Origin of the sequence: uncultured Meiothermus sp., assembly GCF_937863175.1 — a bacterium.
Classification (GTDB): Bacteria; Deinococcota; Deinococci; order Deinococcales; family Thermaceae; genus Meiothermus.
In genome coordinates this window covers 1-16,467 of sequence record NZ_CALMCQ010000413.1, presented here as the reverse complement: position 1 = coordinate 16,467, position 16,467 = coordinate 1, and the positions used below count along the sequence as shown (strand labels likewise).

The 16,467-nt window shown below is 58.9% G+C and carries 15 protein-coding genes and 1 pseudogene; 6 read left to right on the top strand and 10 right to left on the bottom strand.

Annotated features, from left to right (window positions below):
• Nucleotides 1-234 (top strand): annotated as a pseudogene (locus tag Q0288_RS15640) (glyoxalase); the annotation flags it as partial.
• A 29-nt stretch (nt 235-263) separates the two neighbouring features.
• Here Q0288_RS15640 and Q0288_RS15635 read toward each other — a convergent pair.
• The 4 genes from Q0288_RS15635 to Q0288_RS15620 all read right to left on the bottom strand — a co-directional run bounded on the left by Q0288_RS15635 (nt 264) and on the right by Q0288_RS15620 (nt 3,889).
• A complete protein-coding gene (locus tag Q0288_RS15635) occupies nt 264-824 on the bottom strand; it encodes a 5-formyltetrahydrofolate cyclo-ligase (protein WP_299432455.1) in 561 nt (186 codons plus the stop codon).
• A 231-nt stretch (nt 825-1,055) separates the two neighbouring features.
• Nucleotides 1,056-2,096, bottom strand: a complete 1,041-nt coding sequence (locus tag Q0288_RS15630; RefSeq protein ID WP_299432449.1) for a serine hydrolase — start codon at nt 2,094-2,096, stop codon at nt 1,056-1,058.
• A gap of 29 nt (nt 2,097-2,125) precedes the next feature.
• Nucleotides 2,126-2,722: an NAD(P)H-dependent oxidoreductase gene (locus tag Q0288_RS15625; RefSeq protein ID WP_299432446.1), complete on the bottom strand. Its 597-nt coding sequence runs from the start codon at nt 2,720-2,722 to the stop codon at nt 2,126-2,128.
• 45 nt (nt 2,723-2,767) lie between these two features.
• The gene (locus tag Q0288_RS15620) at nt 2,768-3,889 is read right to left on the bottom strand and encodes an acyl-CoA dehydrogenase family protein (protein WP_299432443.1); all 1,122 of its coding nucleotides are present in this window, start codon (nt 3,887-3,889) and stop codon (nt 2,768-2,770) included.
• 222 nt (nt 3,890-4,111) lie between these two features.
• Here Q0288_RS15620 and Q0288_RS15615 point away from each other — a divergent pair, with 222 nt between their 5' ends.
• A complete protein-coding gene (locus Q0288_RS15615) occupies nt 4,112-4,897 on the top strand; it encodes a YdcF family protein (protein ID WP_299432440.1) in 786 nt (261 codons plus the stop codon).
• Nucleotides 4,898-4,933: 36 nt separating this feature from the next.
• Here Q0288_RS15615 and Q0288_RS15610 read toward each other — a convergent pair whose 3' ends face one another.
• Complete coding sequence (locus Q0288_RS15610; protein ID WP_299432438.1) at nt 4,934-5,992, bottom strand: 2-oxoacid:ferredoxin oxidoreductase subunit beta; 1,059 nt, start codon at nt 5,990-5,992, stop codon at nt 4,934-4,936.
• Nucleotides 5,993-6,022: 30 nt separating this feature from the next.
• Entirely contained in the window at nt 6,023-7,849 is a 1,827-nt protein-coding gene (locus tag Q0288_RS15605) for a 2-oxoacid:acceptor oxidoreductase subunit alpha (protein WP_299432436.1), read from the bottom strand.
• 386 nt (nt 7,850-8,235) lie between these two features.
• Here Q0288_RS15605 and Q0288_RS15600 point away from each other — a divergent pair, with 386 nt between their 5' ends.
• On the top strand, nt 8,236-9,243 hold the full coding sequence (locus Q0288_RS15600; protein WP_299432434.1) for a Gfo/Idh/MocA family oxidoreductase: 1,008 nt from the start codon (nt 8,236-8,238) through the stop codon (nt 9,241-9,243).
• 13 nt (nt 9,244-9,256) lie between these two features.
• Complete coding sequence (locus Q0288_RS15595) at nt 9,257-10,501, top strand: amidohydrolase family protein (protein ID WP_299432432.1); 1,245 nt, start codon at nt 9,257-9,259, stop codon at nt 10,499-10,501.
• A gap of 225 nt (nt 10,502-10,726) precedes the next feature.
• Here the strand turns inward: Q0288_RS15595 and Q0288_RS15590 are convergent, their stop codons facing one another.
• The 4 genes from Q0288_RS15590 to Q0288_RS15575 form a co-directional block, all read right to left on the bottom strand.
• Complete coding sequence (locus Q0288_RS15590) at nt 10,727-11,029, bottom strand: transcriptional regulator (RefSeq protein WP_299432430.1); 303 nt, start codon at nt 11,027-11,029, stop codon at nt 10,727-10,729.
• Complete coding sequence (locus Q0288_RS15585; RefSeq protein ID WP_299432428.1) at nt 11,029-11,997, bottom strand: sodium-dependent bicarbonate transport family permease; 969 nt, start codon at nt 11,995-11,997, stop codon at nt 11,029-11,031. The genes Q0288_RS15590 and Q0288_RS15585 overlap by 1 nt, the downstream gene beginning before the upstream one ends.
• 114 nt (nt 11,998-12,111) lie before the next feature.
• Nucleotides 12,112-12,528 carry a thioesterase family protein gene (locus tag Q0288_RS15580; RefSeq protein ID WP_299432426.1) on the bottom strand — a complete coding sequence of 139 codons (417 nt, stop codon included), beginning with the start codon at nt 12,526-12,528 and terminating at the stop codon, nt 12,112-12,114.
• A gap of 143 nt (nt 12,529-12,671) precedes the next feature.
• Nucleotides 12,672-14,117, bottom strand: coding sequence for an NADP-dependent isocitrate dehydrogenase (locus Q0288_RS15575; protein WP_299432424.1), 1,446 nt, complete (start codon nt 14,115-14,117; stop codon nt 12,672-12,674).
• A 317-nt stretch (nt 14,118-14,434) separates the two neighbouring features.
• Between Q0288_RS15575 and purE the strand changes: the two genes are divergently transcribed.
• Complete coding sequence (purE, locus tag Q0288_RS15570; protein ID WP_299432423.1) at nt 14,435-14,950, top strand: 5-(carboxyamino)imidazole ribonucleotide mutase; 516 nt, start codon at nt 14,435-14,437, stop codon at nt 14,948-14,950.
• Nucleotides 14,951-15,001: 51 nt separating this feature from the next.
• On the top strand, nt 15,002-16,467 hold a 1,466-nt coding region (locus tag Q0288_RS15565; protein WP_299432421.1), incomplete at its 3' end, for a PAS domain S-box protein.

The window sequence follows — 16,467 nt, the reverse complement described above, 5'->3', positions numbered from 1 at the left end:
GAAACCGTCTTGCCACCCCACGGGGCGCGGGGCAGTGCGCATGTGTGTTTTCGGGTGCCAGAAGAGGAATTGCCCTACTGGGCAGAGAAATTAAAGGCTCATGGCTTCCAGGTTACCTGGGCCGAGTGGAAAGCGGGTCGGAGCATATATGTTCGCGACCCCGCAGACAACCTTGTCGAGCTGGCGCCAGCCGCGATTTGGGGATTCGCAGAGGGGCTGGAAAATGTAGTGTGAAAGCAAAGCGGGCTCTCGGCGCCAGACCATCAAACCCCGATGATCTGATGAGGCGTAGCGATCAAATCTACCTTTCGCTCGAGCTCACAGGGTAAGTCATCAAAAATCATCAGGGTATGGGCCAGGGTGGCCCAGGGTGCAGCGACGTGCAGGTCTTGGTAGGGAAATCCGTAGCCCTTGCCAATCCAGCCCCGCTGTTCGTCTACAGCCACACTTCCCGTCAGCACTAGGTCAATAGCAGTACTGCCCAGTTCAGCTGGCCTTGCCAGTTGGGCGATTTCGCGTACCCGCTTGAGCTGGTCTGGCCGCAAGCCTTCCAGGCTCAAGTACTTACCGGCTTTGTCCGGGTGTGGCATGATCACGATTTTCCCCGATTTCAAGGCAGCCTCACGCAGGGGCTTGAGCACCTGGTCGGGGCCAGCCAGTACCACGGTGGCCAGTTGCCAGAGTTTCAAACCCATCAGACGTTCGGCGGCCCTCGTGGCCCCCACAAAATTGGGGTGGTGTCCGTGGGGAGGGTTGGGATAGATGGCGGCCCGGTTTTGGGCCAGAGCAGTCCAAACCATCTCCCGCACCTCGCCCTGGGTCACGCTGGTAGTGTATCGCAACAAGGCCTGTACCCGGTGGTTCCCGCATAGGTATGTGGGCCAATTTTGGAAATTGCAGCGGAAGTGTGCAAAAATAGTGACTGCGAAGGGTCGCCTGTGAATCTTTCCTGGCTGTACCTTGGTGCTCCGGCAACCTGTCTTGCTGCGGATTGGCTTTGGAGCGGCTTGCTTGGGGGGGTGATCGTCACATACTGATTTCTTTGTACAGACCAGTTAGCCTTGACCCGCAAGCAATAACCGCAGAAAAGTGGCGTCGGAAAAATTGGTTCCGCGCCCCATTAAGGTGTCTACAATACCCTCGGCCTGCCGCACCACCACCAGGCGCAGTTTGCGGCTGATGTAGAGCCGTTGATCGCCCGCTCCAGCCGCAACTGCCAGATCGTCGGGCAGACCGGGGGTGGTTGCCAGCGCATCCATCTCTCGGCCAGTACGCCCGATGGCAGCGCGTTGCGCCGGGCTGATGGGTCGGCCCAACCACCAGGTTAGACCGTAAATGGGGTTGACACTGGAGGGTTCAAGGCACTTATCCAGCAGGGTTGCATCCACGATGCGCTGCCCTTGCCAAAGACCTCCCTGGCGCACCAGCTCACCAAACCTGGCCCAGTTGCGGGCGGTGAGGAAGGCTCCCGAGGGCAGGTGGGGGTTGCCATCGGCCCCTCTGCGCCAGAAGGCGTACTCGAGGCCGATGGGTTGGAAGATGCGGCGCTTCAGATATTCCAGCGGGTCGCCCCGGAGGTTTCGGCGCATCACCTCACCAAAAATTTGAAAAGGGATGGGGCCATAGGAAAACCGCGTTCCCGGCGGGGTCTCGGCGCGGGTCTGGATGGCTGCGTGGTAGGTCGGGGGGCGTGCAATGGCCCCTCCTGGGATACCGCTGGTCAGGTTCAGAAGCTGCCTCAGAGTGATTTGCGAGCGCAGCGGGTCGCTCTTCCATTCGGGCAGGGTTTCTGCCAGGGGCTCGTCCAGCGACAGCAGCCCATCTTGTTGTGCGGCCACCGCCATCACCCCACTAAAGCTTTTGGTGCCGCTGGCAAGCTCGTGGGCACGGGTGGGGCTGCCGCTGCCCGGGTAATCCTCGAACACGGTCTGGCCGTCCACCATAACCAGCAGCGAGATGCCCCGGTGCTGGGCAGCATAGGCTGCTGCGAGCTTGTGGTGGTTGGGGTGGTTGGGGTCAGGCATATTTTGAGCAAACCCTCTGGAGCCCACCAGCAGGGTTGCGGCCAGACCTTTGAGCAGGGTGCGGCGGTGCATGGGCTCAGCCTAGCCAATCGTCCTGAAGCCTAACTGAAGCGCAGGGGCTGGTGGTCCGGAAGCTTTTCTAGGTATTCCCTGAAGGACTCGAGGCTGGCTTTTCGTTCGGCTTCGCTCATCTCACCAGGCCCGTAGACGATAAACGGGGGCAGTACCTCCATACCGCAGTAGATAAAGTAGCCATAGTGGATGGGTTCCAGCACCCGCATCAGGTTGCGCTGGGGGGCTTGCCGGAAGTAATCTTCGCGGGCTCCTACGGTCATGCTCAACATGGCTTTTTTGCCCCGCAGCAGCCCGTTTTCAAATGAGTGCTGGTCGTCGTAGGCAACGCCAAGGGCGAAGACCCGATCCACCCAGCCTTTCATGATGGCGGGCATCCCGTACCACCAGTCGGGAAACTGGAACAAGAGCAGGTCGGCCTGTCGAACCTTGTCAATTTCAGGCTGGATCTCGCTCAAGTCGCCCTGAAGTTCTTTGCCGCTCAGGACGGGGTTAAACTGCATGGCATACAGATCCGAGAGCAGGATGCTGTGTCCGGCCCGGCTCAGGGTGCTTTTCGCAACCTCGAGCATCGCGGCATTGAAGGAGCTGGGATTGGGATGGGCGTAGATAATTAGAACATTCATTCGCTCAAAGCCTAAGGCCAAAGACTCAAAGCCGCAATGGATGCTTTACCGATACAACTCCCTTGCAATTACCAGCTTTTGAATTTCGCTGGTGCCCTCGTAAATCTCGGTGATCTTGGCATCACGGTAGTAGCGCTCCACCCGGTATTCGCGGTGGTAGCCATACCCCCCCAGGACCTGCACGGCCTCGCGGGTCACACCGACTGCTACGTCCGAGGCAAAGAGCTTGGCAGTGGAGGCCTCCAGGGTGTACTTCTCGCCCCGGTCTTTTTGGGCGGCAGCTTCCAGCACCAGCGCCCTGGCCGCTGCGATGCGGGTGTGCATCTCTGCCAGTTTGAACCTCACTCCCTGAAATTCCCTGATTTTTTGGCCGAACTGGGTGCGCTCATCGGCATACCGCCTGGCAATCTCAAAAGCGGCGCGGGCCATCCCCACCGCCTGGGCTGCAATGCCGATCCGCCCGGAATCCAGCCCGGCCAGGGCCTGGGCCAGCCCCCGTCCTTCCTGCCCCAGCAAGTTTTGGTCGGACACAAATACCCCATCGAAGCGTACCTCGCTGGTGTGCGCGGCGTGCAGCCCCATCTTGTCTTCGGGTTTGCCAAAGCTGAGGCCAGGAGTGTTCTTTTCGACAATAAAAGTGCTGATTCCACCCTCACCCTTCGCCATCACCACATAAACCTGGGCCTGCCCTCCAGAGGTCACCCAGCTCTTGAGGCCGTCGAGTCGCCAGCCGCCCGGCGCTTTTTTGGCCGAAAGTTTCATTGAGGCAGGGTCGGAACCCGCGTGCGGCTCGGTCAGGCAGAAAGCCCCGATCCAGTCGCCCCTGGCCAGCGGTAACAGATACTTTTTCTTTTGTGCGTCGCTGCCATACTTGTTCAGCATGTACTGGGGCAGACCCGAGGTGACCGAGAGAATCACCGCCACGCTGGGGTCGGCAGCCGCGATCTCCTCCATCGCCAGTGCCCAGGTCACTGAGTCCAGCCCGGCCCCGCCCCAGGCTTCGGGGGTGGTCATCCCCAGCAGCCCCAGCCCGGCCAGTTGTTTGAGCTGGGACCAGGGATACTGCCCCGACTGGTCATATTCCGGGGCCTTTTCCCACAAAACCTCGAGGGAAACCTTCCGTACCATCTCCAGCACCATCTTCTGATCTGTGGACAAAACCGTCATGAATATAGCGTATCATTCGGCCCGTGCTGAAAAAGCGTTATAGATTGAGAAAGTGTGCAAAAGAGAGTTTTGCAGGCGATGTAAAGGGAGAGAGTTGAAGGCTGGAAGGCAGACGACCATTGAAAGGCGCCGGTAAAAGCATTTGGAACCAGAACCTTTAGGCCATGGTGGGGTGAAACGTGTGAACACGGTTCCGTTCTCTGCTCCCGTAAGATTGACTTGATGCCGAAGCTGTGGGAGCGTCTGCTGATTGCTGTGGGTCTGAGCCTGTTGCTGTTGCCGCTGGGGCTGGTGATTAATCCGGAGATTGGTCTGATTCCGCTGGCGCTGGTCTGGCTGGCAGGTACACTTACCGGCTTGCTCGTTCTTACCTTCCGGGCTTTGCTGGCAGGCAGTGCGGTTTGTGCCTTGTTGATAGCGGCGGTGCTCTTCACACCACTGATGTCAGGGCTGGTACAGAGGCTGGTAGTGGACGAATTCCCGCAGCAAGCCGACGTGATTGTGGTGCTGGGTGGGGGGATGCACTGCGGGGCGGGGCAGCTCGAGGCCAGTTCGCTGGCCCGGCTGGAAAAGGGTTTGGAACTCTGGCAGGCTGGTTTTGCACCGCGCATTACCCTTTCCGACACGGTGGGGGAGATTTATGGCGATGCCAACTGCCCTTCCCTGGGCGTCGTGGCCCAGCAGCGTGTGAAGGCATTGTACGGCGACGGCGGCCCGGAGGTCGTTTTGCTGCCGCAGATGCGCACCACCCGTACCGAGGCTCTGGCCGTGGCCGGGCTGGTTGGGGAGCGGGGATGGGGGCGGGTCTTGCTGGTGACCACCCCCACCCACAGCCGTCGGTCAGCCGGAACGTTTCGCAACCTGGGAGTGGAAGTGGTGAGCGTGGTTTCCACAGAGCCCCGCTTCGACATGGCCTTCACCAAGCCCGCCGATCGGCTGCGGGCCCTCACTCCAGTAACACGGGAGTACCTGGGTCTGCTGACCTACCGCCTGCGGGGCTGGCTTTGAGGTCTACCTCCAGGCGGTCGACAAGTAGCTCCTGGCCTAGCGATAGCTCTGCAAAAACTGATCCAGTGCAGCTTTGCTGGGCCGCAACTGTTCTGCGGAAAGCTGCGCCAGCGGGGTGTCGAGTTCTTCTACTTCGGCCAGACTGGGGCGATCGGGGTTGTAGTAGATCAGGCCGGTGATGAACTCCCGGGTGTCCTGGGCGCGCTGCAGGCGCTCCAAAGCCGCCAGCTTGTGGGTGGGGTCGTAGCCAGAGTCGAGGTTGCGCAGGCTGATGTGCGAGCCATCGTGCAGTCGCACGGTGCGGAACTCGCCAGGCTCCATCGGCTCAATGGATATTTCTTCGGCGTAGGGGATAAAACCCAGCTCATGCAGGGGCTTTTCGTGTTTGGTTCCGTAACCATAGCTTTTGGGGCTGTCGTCTTCGTTGTTGAAGGCCACGCAAGGGCTAATGATGTCCAACACGGCGGTGCCGCGATGGGATAGTGCCGCTTTCAACAACTCGCGCACCTGTTTAGCATCGCCAGCAAAGCTGCGGGCCACAAAGCCACACCCCGCGATGATGGCCTCCATGCACAGGTCAACCTGGGGAAATTCGTTCACCCCGGCGTATTTAAGCTGCAGCCCTTCCTCCGCAGTGGCCGAGAACTGGCCTTTGGTCAGGCCATACACGCCGTTATTCTCGACAATATAGACCATCCGCACGTTGCGGCGCATCAGATGCTTGAACTGGCCCATCCCGATGCTACCGGTGTCGCCATCGCCCGAGACCCCTATGGCCCTGAGGGTGTGATTGGCGATCAGGGCGCCAGTGCTGACGCTGGGCATCCGCCCGTGCAGGGCATTAAAGCCGTGGGACATGCCCAAAAAATAGGCCGGTGACTTGGACGAGCAGCCGATGCCCGAAAGCTTAATGATCTCGTGGGCCCGCAGGTTTAGCTCGAAGCCAACCTGCACTATCTGGCTGGCAATGCTGTTGTGCCCACAGCCCTTGCAAAGCGTGCTGGGCGCACCATCGTAGTCTTTTTTACTCAGACCAATGGCATTGGTTTTGATGACCTGAGCGCGGTCAGTAGAGGGGGGGGTGGGATTTTCCATTTGAACGTCCTTATTAGATTTGCCAGTCAGCTACAGGCTGGATTCCTCTTCCTTCAGCAGTCTGTCTTCGACCCAACGTGCGGTGAGGGGCATTCCATCAAGGTAGGCAATGGAACGCAGCCTGCCGGCAAACTCCGGCAACTCGTTTTGCAGGATGCCGTGCATCTGCCCGCCACGGTTGAGTTCGATGACATAGACCCGCTCATGGGCTGCCACAAAATCCCGTACAGCCTGGTTTATGGGCAGGGCCCGTAGGCGCAAAAGGCTGGTCGGGAGGCGGTGGGCCAGGCGATCCCTGGCCTCCTCGATGGCATAGCGGGTAGTGCCAAAAGCTATGATGCCCACCCTGGCGGATGGGTTGAGTTCGGTGGCGGGAGCAGGCACGAGGTCACGCGCGGTCTCGAACTTGCGGGCGATGCGGGCCATGTTATTCAGCCAGTCCTCGGCCCGTTCGCTGTACTGGGCTTGTTCGTTGTGGCCGCTGCCCCTGTTGAAGTAGGCTGCCAGCGGATGGTCGGTGCCGGGCAGGGTACGGTAGGGGATGCCGTCGCCGTCTACATCCTTGTAGCGGGCGAAACCGCCCATGGCCTGTAATTGTTCCGCACTTAAGACCTTACCGCGTTGCATGGGCTGATCGGGGTATTCGAAGGGTCTGCCCATCCAGTTGTTCATGCCCAGATCGAGGTCGGAGAGCACAAACACCGGGGTTTGCAACTGTTCAGCCAGATCAAGCGACTTCCAGCCAAACTCGAAGCACTCCTCAATCGAGGAAGGGAGCAGGATGGGGTGTTTGGTATCGCCGTGGCCCAGGGTATAGGCAAACGCTATATCGCCCTGGCTGGTGCGGGTGGGTAGCCCGGTGCTGGGGCCAACCCGCTGGATGTCCCAGATCACTGCTGGAACCTCGGTGAAGTAGCCATAACTGACAAACTCGGCCATCAGGCTGATGCCGGGACCACTGGTGGAAGTCACCGCTCGTGCCCCCGCCCAGCCTGCACCTAGCAGCATTCCGGCTGCTGCAAGCTCGTCTTCGGCCTGGATAATGGTGTAGGTGGGTTTTCCCTGGTCATCCTTGCGAAGTTTGGGCAGATACTCGCGCAGGGCATCCATAAAGCTGGTGGATGGGGTGATGGGATACCAGGCGGCTACGCTGGCGCCCCCAAACACCGCACCCAGGGCTCCGGCCTCGTTGCCGGTCATCACGATCAGCCCCTCGGTCTTGTTCATGGGTTCCACGCGGAAAGGGTCTTGTTTACTCAAGTTTTCAGCAGCCCAGGCGTAAGCCCTGTCCACTACCTGTTGGTTGCTTTCCACCAGTTTCTGGCGGTAGCCAAACTGGGCTCCCAAAGCCTCTTCCACCACTTCCAGTGGCACTTCCAGCATCCAGGCCACCACCCCCACATAAGCCATATTGGCAATATAGGGTTTGCGTTTGACCGGTACGTCAATCCCGGCGATGAGCTCACCCACCGGAACGCGGTAGTAGATCAGATCGTTGCGTTGGGGCAGGTTCTTGAGATCGGCACTGTAGATACAGACCCCGCCACTGGGGAGTTCCTGCACATCATCGTGGGCGGTAGCGGGGTTGAAGGCAACGAGAATTTCGGAGGGCCGGCGGGCGATATAGCCCTCGTGGCTGACCCGGATGTGATACCAGGTGGGCAGCCCCTGAATATTGGAGGGGAAAATATTTTTGCCGTGGACTGGGATGCCGAGCTTAAAAAATGATCGCAAAAGGGTGAGGTTTGCGGTCTGGCTGCCGGTACCGTTGGCGGTGGCTACTACCAGGGAGAAGTCGTTGATGACCGGCGAGCGGATAGCATGGCCGGCCTCTTGCTGTCGTTCCAGAACACTCATAGCACCTCCTAGTGCTTTAAAAAACCAAATCAGGCCAGAACTTGGTCTGTGCCACTATCCTATCGGAAAATTGTGAAGTAGTTGAGTGACTTTAGGCTCTATCTCATGGGAAGTTTGGCACAAGATTTGGCGATAGACTCAGGCCTGTTTCGGAGTCCATACCGCGGAGGTCAAAGCGGTACGCGAATTAATCCCGCCCTCTACCCTATGCGGATCACCTCCCCTTGCAGCGTTTTCGGACGCCGATACCCCTGTGGTATCTTCTGAAATCACCGCTACGGCCAGGCAACACCTGCGAGCGTACGGGCCTGTATGGGAGAAGTGCTTTGAAATGAGTTGAAGGCTGGGCAGGTACAATGACCTCTGTTTCAAAACTGGAGGCAACGATGGAGAAGATGGGCTTTGGCATTTTGGGAGCAGCTCGTATTGCGGCTGGGGCGCTGATCCCGGCCATCCAGAAATCGTCGAATGCGCGGGTGGTAGCCATAGCGGCCAGAGACGGAGGGAGGGCGCAGGACTATGCTGTCCAGCACGGAATTCCCAGGGCTTATGGGGACTACGACCAGATACTGGCCGATGCCGAGGTGCAGGCGGTCTACAATCCCCTGCCCAACTCCGAACACGCTGCCTGGACCCTCCGTGCGTTAGAAGCAGGCAAGCACGTGTTGTGCGAGAAACCTTTCACGCTCGATGCAGCCGAGGCCCAGCAGGTGGATGAGGCCAGTAAGCGGGTAGGGCGCACGGTGATGGAAGCTTTCATGTACCGCTTTCACCCCCAAATTGGGCAGGCGCTGGAAATACTCCGGCGAGGCGATCTTGGCGAGTTGCGCCTGATCCAGTCCAGTTTTAGCTTTATGCTGGATCGCTCGGGGGATATTCGCTGGGTCAGGGCGTTGGGAGGCGGGGCGCTCTACGACGTCGGAACGTACTGTGTGAACGTCTCGCGTACTTTTGCTGGACGGGAGCCGGTCGCCGTGGATGGCTGGTCGTTACAAACCGATCCCAAGCACCCTGGGGGAGGTGGGGTGGATCATAGTTTTTTGGGGATGCTGGACTTTGGTTATGGCCTGCGCGCCAGCTTTGACTGCTCGTTTGCCCAGGTCTTTAGACAGCGGTTGGAGCTGGTGGGAAATGCGGGGACACTGGTGTTGATCTCACCCTTTGTGCCGGGGCGGGATCACGGACACGGCAGCATGGCTCCGGAGCTGTTGCTGAATGGGGAACCAGTGGTCAGTATGGCTGCCGACCAGTATCAGTTGATGGTGGAGCATTTTGTACGGGCGGCACGGGGTCAGGAGGCGTTGCGCTATCCCGCTGGGGAGGCCGTACAGCAGATGCGGGTGCTGGATGCCTTGTTTGAATCGGCGGCAAAGCAGTTGCCAGTGTGGCTGTGAGAGGGTATCGCATATGTCCGCCATAACTGTGCTCAACCATGCCACTGTTTTGGATGTTCAGTCTGGAGAGCTGTGGCCCCAGCGCCGGGTGGTTATCCAGGATGGCAGGATCGTGCGCCTCGAGCCCATGAGCGTGGAGGCTCCCGAGGCCCGGGCGGCGGAGCTGGTGCAACTCGACCTGAGAGGTAAAACCCTGCTGCCAGGACTGATAGACGCCCACGTGCACGTTCTGGCCTGGACGGCCAATTTGCGCGAGCTGAACAATGCATCTCCTCACTACAACGCACACCGGGCGGCTGGCATCATGCAGGGGATGTTGCTGCGTGGGTTTACCACTGTGCGCGATGCGGCAGGCGCCGATTTTGGCCTCAAGCGGGCGGTGGAAGAAGGGTTATTGGTGGGGCCTCGACTCTTCATTTGTGGGCGGGCCTTGAGTCAGACCGGAGGCCATGCTGATAGCCGGGCTGCGGGCGAGATCGCAGTCGAGACCCTCAGCACCCCAGTAGCCTTTGGAACCGTGGTGGATGGGGTGCCCGAAGTACGGCGGGCTACCCGGGAGGAGATTCGTAGGGGGGCTGACCACATCAAGCTGATGCTGGGAGGCGGGGTGGCCTCGCCGACGGACCGCCTGACCAACGATCAGTATTCGCTGGAAGAAATCCGGGCGGCAGTCGAGGAAGCCGGGATGGCGGACCTTTACGTGATGGCCCACACCTACACCGCCCGTTCTGTCAATCGGGCCATCGAGTGCGGGGTGCGCAGCCTGGAGCACTGTAATCTGATTGATGAGAGCAGCGTGGAGTTGTTTTTGAAGCACAATGCCTGGATGGTGCCCACCCTGGTCACCTACCAGGCGCTGGCCCAGGAAGGGGTATCGGCAGGCCTGCCCAAGGACGTGGAGCACAAGATTTACCTGGTGCTGGACAAAGGTATATTGGCGCTGGAGATGGCCTATAAGGCCGGGGTGAACCTGGCCTATGGAACCGACCTGCTGGGGGCCATGCACCGATGCCAGCTCGAGGAATTTGCCATCCGGGCACAGGTTCAGCCCAACCTCGAGGTCATCCGTGCGGCCACCCTCTACGCAGCCAGGCTGCTGCGGGCAGAAGGCCACCTGGGGGTGGTGGCACCGGGTGCATATGCCGATTTGATCGCGGTGGAGGGGAATCCTCTCGAGGACATCCGGGTCTTGACCAACCCCGGGCGTCACCTCAAGCTGGTGATGAAAGGGGGAACCGTTTATCACCAGGTGCACTGAATTCTTGAACACTTGCCTACCAGCGCTGCCAGCGCCTACGATCCTTCACTGGGCAAGGGAGCGGTCATGCCCAGGGTGCCACCAAAGGCCCCTGGTAATAAAACACCCCCAGTAGCCCGGCCACCTTAAAACGGTGCATGTGGCTCGGAAAGCCATTGCGAGAACCGCGTCGTGTACCGTAGAGCTTCCAGTACCGCCCCCGGGGAAGTGTACCTGGACGCGGCCTTAGGTGTATTTATCTCCCCGCACCACTTCCACGGTATCCACAAAGGCAATTACTGCGTAATTAGCAAAGTAGGCCTCGGCCAGACGCTCGAGGATTTTGTCTGCGACTGCTGGACTCACAATCGTTTCTAACCGGATGTTGCCCCCTTCCCACTCGCTGGTCCGCACCCCCCGGCTGCCCTCGCCCCGGGCAGGGGTAATGGTGTAGCCCCTGGCTCCTAGTTTTTTGACTTCCCGAACGAGCTTCTCTTCCAGGAATCCTTCCGCTACGATTGTGACCAGCTTGAGCGAGACCAGGATCATTAACTACCTCCATGCAGCCAGCGAGAAAGAGCAAAGTAGAGGGGGATTCCCAGGGTCAGGTTGAAGGGGAAGGTGATGCCCAGGGAGGCGGTAAGGTAGTAACTGGGATTGGCCTGGGGCAGAGCAATTCGCACGGCGGCTGGAGCGGCGATATACGAAGCACTGGCCGCCATCGTACCCAACACCATCGTGCCCCCTACCGACATACCGGCCAGACTGCCGAACCAGACCCCCAGGGCACCTTGTATCAGTGGCATCACGATCCCAAAGCCAATCAAGAAAACCCCCACCGTGCGCAAATCGTGCAAGCGCCTGGCTGCAACCATCCCAAGTTCTAGCAAAAACAAGACCAGCACCCCGCGAAACGGGTCAACAAACACCGGAGCAATTTGCTCGAGGCCCTCGGGGCCAGCTAAAAAGCCCATCAAAGAACCCCCAACCAGCAGCAAAATACTCTTGCCTGCGAAAATTTCCCTTACCGCCTCGCCAATCGAGCCTTCTCCCAGGCTCCGGCGGGCAATCAGCAGCGCAATCACAATGGCCGGGACTTCCAGAATTGCCACCAGGGTGGGCATAAAGCCTTCCACGGGTTGTTGAGCAGCCTGCATAAAGGCGGTAGCTGCGATAAAGGTCACGGCGGATACTGAGCCATAGTGCGCAGCGATGGCAGCAGCGTTTACCACATCCAGACGCCCCAATCGGCGCAATACAGTGTAGGAGAGTAGCGGGGTAAGAACACTCAGAACCAGCGTTGCCAGGGCCGGTTTCCATATCTCGGCGAGGGGCGTGGTGGAAAGCGCAGCCCCCCCTTTGAGGCCAATGGCTAACAGCAGGTAAATCGAGAGGGTGGTATAGAGTGCATCGGGGATTTTCAGATCGGACTTGACCAGTGTGGCCGTGATGCCCAGGACAAAGGCCAGCACGGCAGGGGAGAGCAGGTTGATGCGAAGGAGTTCCAGTGTATCCACTATTTGGCATAGTACAACTGATAGCGTTTTTCACATTGACGCTCCCGTACGCCAGCAGGGCTGCTTGAGCTGGTATCCGCGCTCCCGTTGGGAGTAGTCCGACAGGCTAGATCACTACGAGGCAGGCTCGAGCCCAAAGGCCACTTGAATCTCGTTTGGAACCGCTTTGGGACGCTGGCGCAGGGGATCAATCCAGACCCAGTGGGTTTCACACTCCACCAGCAAGACTCCCTCCCTCATAATCGTGTTGTGGCGGGTCGCCCGAAAGCCCCGGAAGGACACAATCTCGGTGACAACTTCCAACTCCTCGCCCAGGACTGCCGAGCGGTGATAGGTGATGGTATGGCGGTGTACAACCGGTATCACCCCCAGTTGCCGCAGACGCTCGAGGCCCATCCCGACGCTTTCGGCGTGAGCGGTCACACAGTCTTCGATATAACGCAGGTAGACGGTGTTGTTGACGTGTCGCAGGCTATCTATGTCGCTTTCGATCACCACAATGCGCTGGCTAAAACGACGTCTGGACTCCATCTCAAGAGATAGTCTACTGGCCTGGTGTCAGAGGGGAGGTTCGTACAGGGAGCTAGGCTCAGAGCGGTTGCCAGCTCACGGCCCGTGCTTTTTCTCCCCTGCGACCCCGGCGTGCGGGTGTGGTTCTCCCCAGCTCCCCTTCCCTACTGACCCTGTCCCAGCGAATATCCTGGCTTGCCATCGAAATTGTAGAGGTGTTCGGTCTTGATGAAGTCCATTCCAGCGGAAGCAACTTTGGCCAGTAGCTCGACGATGTCGTGGTGGTTGGGGGTTCCATCCTGGGCTATAAACCGCCCGCGCCAGTGGTCGGTGCGGAAGGTCTCTGGGAAGCCGCCGGGCCATACTTTCACCCCCCGGTTGGTAATGAGTGCTAGCTTGAGTTTGCCGGTGGAAAGGGGCTCGAGTAGCCTGGCTAGTTCCTCGGGCCGGGTACCGCGCCAGTTGAAAAACACATCAATCCCGACCAGATCTTTCTGGGCTGGTTTGGGGTTTCTAACCATCAGGGGCACCATGGGCTCTTGGCTGGCCTCGCCAAACTTGACCGGTCGCAGGCGTTCAGGTAACTGGCCCAGCCGCTCGATCACCGCCTGGGCAAACGCTGCGGTGCCCACCTTTTTCTCGCTGACCCGTTCGTCGTAGATATCGGCGGTGTGGATGCCATCTTCCAGGGTCTTGAGCCAGGCATTCTTGATCCGGGCCGCTGCCTCGGGCTGCCCAATATGTATCAGCATTAAGATGGCTCCCTGCAACAGCCCTGAAGGGTTGGCGATCCCCTTACCAGCGATATCCGGCGCACTGCCATGCACGGCCTCGAACATGGCGCAGTCGTCGCCCACATTGGCCGAACCCGCCAACCCAACTGAACCCGCCACCTCGGCAGCGATGTCCGACAGGATATCGCCGTAGAGGTTGGGCGCCAGAATCACATCGAAGCGCTCGGGCATCTCGGCCAGGCGGGCTGCGCCAATATCCACGATCATGTGTTCTTTAACCAGGGCGGGATACTCGGCTCCAATTTCGTCGAACATCCTGTGAAAAAGCCCATCGGTGATCTTCATGATGTTGTCTTTGGAGATGCAGGTAACCCTTTTACGCCCGTTGCGCCTGGCAAACTCGTAGGCATAGCGCACGATGCGCTCGGTACCGGGCTTGGAGATCAGCTTGAGGGCCATGGTGACCTCTTCGGTTTGCTGGTACTCGATACCGGCGTAGAGGTCTTCTTCGTTCTCGCGCACGATTACCAGATCAATGGATTTGTGCCTGGTGGTGACAAAAGGCTCGTAGCTTTGTACGGGCCGTACATTGGCGTAAAGGCCCAGGGTTTTTCTTACCGTCACATTAAGACTCTTGTAGCCCCCGCCCTGGGGGGTCGTGATGGGGCTTTTCAGAAATACTCTGGTTCGTCGCAGGCTTTCCCAGGCGCTGTCCTCGATGCCGCTGGTGTGGCCGCGCAGGTAGACACCCTCGCCAATCTCTATGATTTCGGGCTCGAGCGCTGCCCCCCCCGCCTCCAGGATTTGCAGCACTGCGCGCATGATCTCAGGGCCGATGCCATCGCCAAAAGCAACCGTGATGGGTGTTTTGCTCATGTTTTCTCCTCGCGCCAGGGGACGCCTGAAAATCAATCTAGGCCAACTGTCCAAGAAAGATCGGGCTGTGTTTCGGTCAAATTATGCTACCCTTCCGTTGATCGCATGAACCCATTCACCCTCCCGGATCGGAGCGTGACCAAGCCCGTACAGGTTGTAATCTTACCGTACGGCCTACTCCTGGCAAATGCCTTTTGATGCGTTTTTGGTTGAGGTTTCGTGGTTTGGGGCTTGACACTGGTTCAGTTCGGGTTTCGAACCCTGGATATGGAATGTTGCGCCAAACCTGGGTGAAAGGTGCGATAGACTGCTCTTCAATGAACACCCCCCTCTACCCTTTAATCGGCATCATTATGGGCTCCAGGTCTGACTGGGAAACCATGCAACACGCCGCACAAATATTGGAACAGCTCCAGGTTCCCCATGAGGTGCGGGTGGTCTCGGCCCACCGTACGCCCGATCTGCTATTCAAATATGCCGAACAAGCCGAGCCGAGGGGTCTGGAGGTGATTATTGCAGGAGCAGGGGGTGCAGCCCATCTTCCCGGCATGACCGCTGCCCAGACGGGCCTTCCGGTGCTGGGGGTTCCCGTAGAATCAAAAAGCCTGGGGGGCCTGGACGCACTCTTGTCCATGGTGCAAATGCCCGCCGGGATTCCGGTTGGAACCCTGGCAATTGGTCGTGCTGGAGCCGTTAATGCTGCGCTGCTGGCCGTGAGTATCCTGGGTAACAAATATCCCCAGTACAAGACTGCCTTGCAGCAGTATCGCAAAATGCAAACCGAGGCTGTTCTGGCACAGCCGGATCCTCGTCTGGGGGGTAAGGGCGAGTGATGGGCGTCTTATGGGCGCAGTAAATCCGGGCAATGTTTTACACTAATCAGGGTGAGCGTGGGCAGTCGGGCCTACCGGGGGGTATTGCTGGCGGCTGTGCCGGTAGCCGCTTTATTCGCAGGCTTATCCTGGCGTGCCCATCCCGGGTATTTGTGGGTGGTGATTTTGCTGTTTGTTGCCCTTATAGCACTTTTTTACTGGCAGCTTGCCCTTGTTGAACGGAAGTTCAAGCTTTCTGAACAGCAGTCTGAAGAAGTTTTTGAGGATGTGGATTTACTGGTTGTGAGGCTCGATAGAGAGGGCCGTATTATTTTCTGTAACCGATTTTTACTCGAGCTGACCGGCTGGACATGGCCCCAAGTGGTCGGGCGGAACTGGTTCGATGTGTTTATTCCACCCCAGGAGGGGGCCCGGGAGCGCTTTGCGAAAGCCATGGCCCAAACTGAAGTTGTGTCCCAGTATAAAAACAGCATCCTGACCCGGCAGGGCGAGCTGCGCCAGGTTTTGTGGAATAGTTCCTTGTTGCGGGATGAACATGGGCGGGTGGTGGGAACGACCTCCATTGGGCAGGACATTACCGCGTATGACCGGGCCGAAGAAGACCGTTTGCATAGCGAGAAAATACTCCGACAGATCGCCGAGACCGTGCAGGATGTGGTGCTGTTGACCGACACCACCGCCATCATTCAGTACGTGACCCCTTCGATTTACGCGGTGGCGGGCCTGAAGCCAGAGGATTTGATAGGTCGTTCGGCGTACCGGGTGCTTGACCCCGAGCAGGGACGCATCTTTGAACAGATGGTGTTGACCGCTACTCCCGCAGACCACTTTGTACAGGCCGGGTTTTCTTATAACCACCCCGATGGGCGCCAACGGGTGCTGGAAGCCTCCATCAACTTCCTTTTTACACCCGATGCGGTATATCAGGGGGCGGTGGTGGGTCTCCGCGATGTGACCGCACGCCACCAGGCGGAGCAGGCTGTGCGCCAGAGCGAACAGCGTTTGCGGGAGTTGACCAACTCCATGCGCGATGTGGTATTGCTGCTGGATTTGCGCGGCGAGATCGAGTATGTCACCCCGTCTGTTAAGGAGGCATTGGGGTTTGATCCCGACGAGCTTCTGGGCCGCCGTGCCTTAGACTTTTTTGACCCTGAAGATCACCCGTGGGTCTTGGAGGCGGTGCGGGCAGCACGAGAAGGGAGACGTCCCTTGCGACTGGAGTACCAGCATCGGCACAAGGATGGCTTTGGGGTCTGGCTCGAGACCTATCTCGACTTTATTTACGACCCAGGGGGAAACCCGTTACGGCTGGTTCTGGGCGCCCGTCCGATTCAAGACCGCCGCAATGCCGAGGAGCAGCTGCGCAAAAGCGAAAAGTTGTTGCGCCAGGTGACCGATGCCATCCAGGACATTGTGCTGATGACGGACGAAAATGCCATTATTCGCTATATCACACCCTCGGTGCATAAAGTCATCGGGTTGTCCCCAGAGTTGATTGTTGGACGCTCGGCCTATAG